Source organism: Fulvivirga sp. (assembly GCF_040220315.1).
Classification (GTDB): Bacteria; Bacteroidota; Bacteroidia; order Cytophagales; family Cyclobacteriaceae; genus Fulvivirga.
In genome coordinates this window covers 1-6,771 of sequence record NZ_JAVJUY010000023.1, presented here as the reverse complement: position 1 = coordinate 6,771, position 6,771 = coordinate 1, and the positions used below count along the sequence as shown (strand labels likewise).

The 6,771-nt window shown below is 41.3% G+C and carries 5 protein-coding genes; 4 read left to right on the top strand and 1 reads right to left on the bottom strand.

Translation table 11 applies throughout. The features are described from left to right. Positions 1–3: 3 nt before the first annotated feature. The gene (locus RLO81_RS00840) at positions 4–249 is read right to left on the bottom strand and encodes a hypothetical protein (RefSeq protein ID WP_205720930.1); all 246 of its coding nucleotides are present in this window, start codon (positions 247–249) and stop codon (positions 4–6) included. A gap of 323 nt (positions 250–572) precedes the next feature. Between RLO81_RS00840 and dinB the strand changes: the two genes are divergently transcribed. From dinB to RLO81_RS00820, 4 genes are all read left to right on the top strand, one after another. Next, positions 573–1,787, top strand: a complete 1,215-nt coding sequence (dinB, locus tag RLO81_RS00835; RefSeq protein ID WP_350105836.1) for a DNA polymerase IV — start codon at positions 573–575, stop codon at positions 1,785–1,787. Between the two features lie 95 nt (positions 1,788–1,882). Beyond that, the gene (locus tag RLO81_RS00830; RefSeq protein ID WP_350105833.1) at positions 1,883–4,861 is read left to right on the top strand and encodes a DNA polymerase III subunit alpha; all 2,979 of its coding nucleotides are present in this window, start codon (positions 1,883–1,885) and stop codon (positions 4,859–4,861) included. Between the two features lie 164 nt (positions 4,862–5,025). Continuing rightward, positions 5,026–5,367 carry a PadR family transcriptional regulator gene (locus RLO81_RS00825; RefSeq protein ID WP_350105831.1) on the top strand — a complete coding sequence of 114 codons (342 nt, stop codon included), beginning with the start codon at positions 5,026–5,028 and terminating at the stop codon, positions 5,365–5,367. After that, positions 5,364–6,771, top strand: a 1,408-nt coding sequence (locus RLO81_RS00820; protein WP_350105829.1) for an ABC transporter permease, incomplete at its 3' end; no start/stop codon positions are given. The genes RLO81_RS00825 and RLO81_RS00820, both read left to right, overlap by 4 nt.

Here is a 6,771-nt window from a genome sequence, read left to right as displayed (position 1 = left end):
TTTTTAGTAAGCATTCTTAAACTCAGCAAATACCATTTTGTTTTGTATCTGGTTGTACTGAGTAAGCAGGGTGTATGCCTTAGATGGCACATAGTTAAACCTGCTTTTAAATTCTTCCACTTTAGCGCTTAGTTCCTGAACGTAGAACCTGATCTGATCTAGATTTTTGCAACGCTTAGGGTTCTCAAAGTTTCTTGCTGTAAAAAGTTGAAACTCTCTGTCGATTCTTTTTTTCTCAAACTCGCTCATAATATTGTGTGTTATTGCACTATTAAAAAATGAATTATGATGTAATAATAGATATATAAATTAATATATGCAAATATTATTGTGTAAAAATGCACATTTATTTTAAAATTATTTTCTACCTCTATCTATACTAATCATTTATGGAGGAGTGTTTAACTATCTGTATAATAGATAGTTATGCTTAAAACGACCTATACAGCCCTTTTTCTCCCCCACCGGGGTAGTGTGAAGAATTGACCTATTATTTAAGCTGGGAGGGAGGATAATGATCTTAATTTAACTAATATATTTAGTAATACTAATATTATTAGTATTTTAGTAAAATGGAAAATCGCTCTATTTTACATCTTGATTTAGACACTTTTTTCGTGTCGTGTGAGCGATTGATTGACAGTCGCTTGATAGGAAAACCGATACTTATTGGAGGAGTAACGGATCGTGGGGTAGTAGCTTCCTGCAGCTACGAAGCCCGGAAGTTTGGAGTGCATTCTGCTATGCCTATGAAGCTGGCCAAACAGCTTTGTCCTGAGGCTATTCAGATCAAAGGCAACTCTATGACGTACAGTAAAAAGTCGGAAGAAGTAACGGCCATTGTAAAGGAAGAGGTGCCCATCTATGAAAAAACTTCTATCGATGAATTCTATGCTGACCTTACCGGCATGGATAAATTCTTTAATAGTTATAAAATGGCTTCGGAGCTTCGGCAAAAGATTACAAAAGAAACCGGCCTACCTATCTCTTTTGGTTTATCTGAAAACAAGACCGTATCTAAAATAGCTACGGGCGAGGCCAAGCCTAACAATCAGATCAGAGTAGAATATGGGTTGGAGAAACCATTTCTGGCGCCACTGTCAGTAAAGAAAATTCCCATGATTGGTGATAAGACTTTCCAGATTCTCTGCGGCTTAGGCATTAAGCGCATTGAAACCATTCAGCAAATGCCTGTGGAGTTGATGGAAAAGGTATTAGGCAAGAATGGCATTTCTATCTGGCGCAAAGCCAATGGTATTGACACTTCCATTGTAGAGCCTTATTCCGAACGCAAGTCTATTTCCACAGAACGCACCTTCGATCGTGACACAACTGATATAGTAAAACTCAAAGCCATTATGCTGGCTATGGCCGAGAACCTAGCCTTCCAGCTGCGTAGGGGGCAGAAGCTCACTTCGTGCGTAACGGTGAAAGTCCGTTACTCTGATTTTAACACTTACACATTGCAGAATAGAGTGCCTTACACCTCGGCAGATCATATGCTAATACCAAAGGTGCTGGAGCTATTCGATAAGCTTTATAATAAGCGATTACTCGTGCGCCTGATAGGTGTGAGGTTTAGCCATTTAGTGAATGGAGGGTATCAAATCAATTTGTTTGAAGATGCTACGGAAATGATCAACCTCTATCATGCCATGGACAAGATCAGGGATAAACATGGAGATCGAAAAGTAATGCGCGCAGCCGGTATTGAAGCTAAGACTATCAGCCGGTTTAATCCTTTTACGGGAGAACCGCCACCGCTTTTGGCGAACCGCAGGACTTAATATTAGTCGCTAGTTGCTCGTCTCTGGTTGCTGGCAGCTAGTTGAACACTAATTGAACCAGTAACCAGTTACGAGAAACCAGAAACCAGCAACTAATGTACATCAACACACATACATCCTACAGCTTTAAATACGGAGTAATTAGCCCGAAGGAGTTGCTTGCCCAGGCGCAGTATTACGGATTGTCAACAATGGCGCTTACTGATATTAACTCTACCTCAGGAAGTCTGATCTTAGTTCGTGAGGCGCATAAATACAATATAAAGCCTGTTTTAGGTATTGATTTTCGAAATGGTGCTGATCAGCAATTTGTAGGGCTAGCCAAAAATAATGCAGGTTTTCAGGAGCTAAACGAATTTCTTTCGTATCACTTACATCAGGAGAAACCGATACCGCCAAGAGCCCCGGTTTTTCAGCATGTATTTATCATTTATCCATTTGCAAAAGCAGCCAACTACAAACTTCATGAGAACGAATTTATAGGGATTCGCCAGGCTGATTTACCTAAATTGTGGTCTTCCGAATGGAAAAGGAATCCTGAAAAGCTTGTAGCCATGCCTACCATCAGTTTCCGCCATAAGCGCGATTTTAATACGCACAGGCTACTCCGCGCTATTGATAATAATACATTGCTTAGTAAGCTTCCCAAAACAGAAGAAGGCAGCCCGGAGGATCGTTTTCTGTCACCAGATCAGTTTAACTCAATCTATGCTGATTACCCTTACCTGGTAGAAAATGCTAATACGCTACTTAACCAATGTCATATTCACTTTGATTTTTATACCGACATCCCACAAAACCTGAAAACCTACACAGGCTCTGAAAAACAGGATTTTAAACTTTTAAGGAGGCTTTGCTTGCGGGGCATACCCTACAGGTACCCGAAAGGAAGTGTTGCCATTATGCGCAGGCTCGTAAAAGAGTTGCAGATCATCAAACAGAAAAATTTTGTTTCTTACTTTCTCATCAATTGCAAAATCATCAATTATGCCCGTAAGAAGAAGTATTACTATGTAGGTAGGGGAAGTGGCGCCAATAGCGTTGTAGCTTATTTATTGCGCATTACAGATGTAGATCCCATCGATCTTGATTTGTATTTTGAGCGGTTTATAAACCTGTACAGACAAAATCCTCCTGACTTTGATATCGATTTTTCATCGCGGGAACGTGATGATGTTACACGGTTTATTTTTGAGTTCTTCAACAAGAAATCACCGAACGGAGTAGCTCTTTTGGCTACATTCAACACGTTTAAGCAAAAAGCCGCCATACGGGAGTTGGGCAAGGTTTTTGGCCTGCCACCTCATGAAATTGACAAGCTCATAGAAGGAAGGGAGCCACCTGACGAAATGGGGCGGTTGGTTTTAAAATACGCAACATATATTGCCGATTTACCTAATCATTTGAGTATCCATGCTGGCGGGGTATTAATTGCTGATAAGCCCATTCAGTATTTTACAGCTACCAGCCTGCCGCCTAAAGGTTTTCCAACTACCCACTTTGATATGCACATTGCCGAAGATGTGGGACTTTACAAGTTCGACATCCTGGCACAACGGGGGCTGGGCAAGATTAAAGACTGTCTGGCATTAATAAAGGAAAACTGCCCTGATGATCCGGAAATAGACATCCATGATTTTAAATCGCTAAAAAAAGATCCTCGGATAAAGGAGCTTCTGCGTGAAGCACAGGCTATAGGCTGTTTTTATGTGGAATCTCCAGCTATGCGCATGCTTTTGAAAAAGCTTCGGGCAGATGAATATTTGGGTTTAGTGGCTGCCAGCTCTATTATACGCCCCGGAGTAGCTAAATCCGGGATGATGCGCCAGTACATTGTACGATTTAGAGAGCCCGAACGCAGAAATGATGCTCACCCCGTATTGCAAAAGATAATGCCGGATACGTACGGCATAATGGTGTATCAGGAGGATGTAATTAAAGTAGCACACCACTTTGCAGGGCTGGATTTGGGCGAAGCAGATGTATTGCGGAGAGGTATGTCGGGCAAATTCAGATCGAGGGAAGAGTTTCAGCGAGTAAAGGAAAAATTCTTTAGCAACTGTCTTGAAAAAGGCTATGAGCGTGAAATGACAGCAGATGTATGGCGCCAGATCGAAAGTTTTGCCGGCTATGCCTTTGCTAAAGGCCATTCAGCCTCTTATGCGGTAGAAAGTTACCAGAGCTTATTTTTAAAGGCATATTACCCGCTAGAGTACATGGTGGCTACCATTAACAATGGCGGTGGATTTTACAGGGTAGAGCTGTACGTGCATGAAGCACGCATGCATGGCGCTGAAATATTTCCCCCTTGTGTCAATAAAAGTCATCATGCAACGGCCATTTACGGTAAGGATATCTATTTAGGATTCTGGCTGGTGAAAGACCTGGAGGAAAAAGTAATTAACCTTCTGGTAGCGGAACGGCAGCGGGGAGGAGAATTTAGTGATTTGGAAGATGTAATTAGAAGGGTAATAATATCACTGGAGCAGCTGATTATTTTAATCCGTGTTGGTGGGTTTAGGTTTACAGGAATTAATAAAAAAGAATTACTGTGGAAGGCGCATTTCTTACTTGGGAGCGCTAAGAAATCTACTCCTGATACTCCGCTATTTAAAGTTGATTATAAGCGACTTACGATACCTAAACTAAGTATTAATTTAATGGAGGATGCGTTCGATGAAATGGAGCTGATTGGCTTTCCGCTATGCAATCCCTTTAGTCTACTGCAAGGGGAGTTTAAGAGTACACTATGCATGAAAGACCTGAAGCAACAAGTGGGTAAGGTTGTCACTATTTTGGGTTATCTGATTGCCATCAAAAACACCAGCACATCGAATGGTAAGCGCATGAACTTTGGCACATTTATAGATTTAGAAGGCAATTTTATTGATACCGTACATTTCCCGCCATCAGTTGAACGCTGGCCTTTTAGAGGGCGTGGGGTTTACACTATCACTGGAAAGGTGGTAGAAGAATATGATTTTCCGTCCATTGAGGTAATAATGATGGAAAAGGAGCGGTACATCGATGACCCACGGTATTCGGTAAATGCCGGAGGGGAGCTTGAGTTGTAAACTTGTTGCTGGTTGCTAGTTGCTTGTTTACTGGTAACTAGTAACTAGCGGCTAGAAACCAGAGACAAGTAATATTTTCACAAAGTCTTCAATTAAGAAACAAATACTTTTATATTTATGCATCCATTTAAGAAACAAATAGTCTTTGGCATAATTAACAAACTATGAAAGGTACTTATTTAGGCGAATTTCAGGAGGTAGTGCTCCTTGCTGTGCTCATTTTACAGGAAGATGCGTATGGCACGCGCATTCAGGAAGAAATACAAAATGAAATGAAGCGCTCATTAAGCAGGGGTGCATTGCATACAGCACTCACCAGGCTCGAAGAGAAAGGATTTCTCAAGTCGGTAATGGGAGGGGCTTCCGAGGCAAGGGGAGGCCGCAGAAAACGCTTGTATTCTGTTACCAACCTGGGTAAAGAATCGCTGAATGAAGCCAGAGAGCTGCGCGAGCAACTTTGGAATAAAGTGCCTGACATTGCATTGAATACCAGTTATGCGATATGAATGAAACGATTAGGCCGCCTAAACTCTACACTAAATGGTTTAAGTGGTTTTGTGCAGATGATTATTACGAAGAGCTACAGGGTGACCTGGAAGAAGCTTTTTATGACAATGTTGAGCGATTAGGCCTGGCCAAAGCACGATCAATATATATACGCGAAGTCCTTTTTATGCTTCGCCCATCGGTCATTAAAAAATATAAGGTTAAAGCAACAAACTCAAACAACACAGATATGATACGCAACTATTTAAAAATTGCCCTCAGGAACATTCTGGGGCAGAAAGTCTATTCCACTATTAACATTTTGGGGCTGGCCGTTGGTATGGCAGCCACCATTCTCATAGCACTTTATGTGCAACATGAGCTCAGCTATGACCAATATCACACTAAGTCAGATCGGATTTACCGCGCTTCGCGTGAGTGGCTGAATGCCAATGGCGAGTCAAGTTTGCATTTAGGGCATTTGGCACCGCCTTTTGGACCATTTCTGGCGACTGATTTTGATGGTATTCTTGAGGAAGTAGTACGGATTAACTCCGGCTATGGGCCGCTGATGTCTTATAAGGATAAGAAATTTGAAGAAGATGGCTTTTTCTGGGCGGAAGATAATCTATTCAATGTCTTTTCATGGAAATTAATTGAAGGAGACACTAAAACGACTCTGAAAGAGCCTAACACCATTATTCTAACTCAAACAGCTGCTCAAAGGTATTTCGGCAATGAAGATCCCATTGGCAAATCCATAACATTCAACAATTTTGGAGCCGAAGTTGAATTTGAGGTTACCGGAATTATGGAAGACTCACCCGCCAATTCTCACTTTCAATTCTCCATGTTTGCCTCTTTTTTAACGTTAGAAAACTTCTTCGGCCGTGAGAATATGATGCAAAATTGGGGTAGTAATAACTACGCTACTTATCTGCTGCTGGAAGAAGGAAAGTCAATTGAAGAACTGGAAAGCCAAATTCCTGCATTTATGGATAAACATCTTGGGGAACATGGCGGTGAGCCTGCTTCAAATACTAATAAGCTGCATTTCATGCCGCTAACGGATATTCATCTGCACTCACATCTCGATTCTGAAATTGAAGCGAATAGTGACATTATGTATGTATATACCTACACCGTTATTGCAGTATTTATACTGCTAATAGCTTGTATCAATTTCATGAACCTTTCTACTGCACGCTCTATGAAACGAGCCAAAGAAGTAGGAGTGAGAAAGGTGATGGGAGCCTTCAGATCTTCATTAGTCAGGCAGTTTATCACAGAGTCTATACTCATAGCCAGTATTTCAGCGGTGTTGTCTTTAGGACTAGTTCTTTTGGTGCTACCATGGTTCAACAATTTCAGTGGAACAGAACTATCATTAACAACTGTTGACCCTCTGTTTTTTGCCTCACTGA

Bases quoted from the DNA above. Each gene is read 5' to 3' on its own strand.
- RLO81_RS00840 (WP_205720930.1), bottom strand. From the start codon at position 249: ATGAGCGAGTTTGAGAAAAAAAGAATCGACAGAGAGTTTCAACTTTTT.
- dinB (WP_350105836.1), top strand. From the start codon at position 573: ATGGAAAATCGCTCTATTTTACATCTTGATTTAGACACTTTTTTCGTG.
- RLO81_RS00830 (WP_350105833.1), top strand. From the start codon at position 1,883: ATGTACATCAACACACATACATCCTACAGCTTTAAATACGGAGTAATT.
- RLO81_RS00825 (WP_350105831.1), top strand. From the start codon at position 5,026: ATGAAAGGTACTTATTTAGGCGAATTTCAGGAGGTAGTGCTCCTTGCT.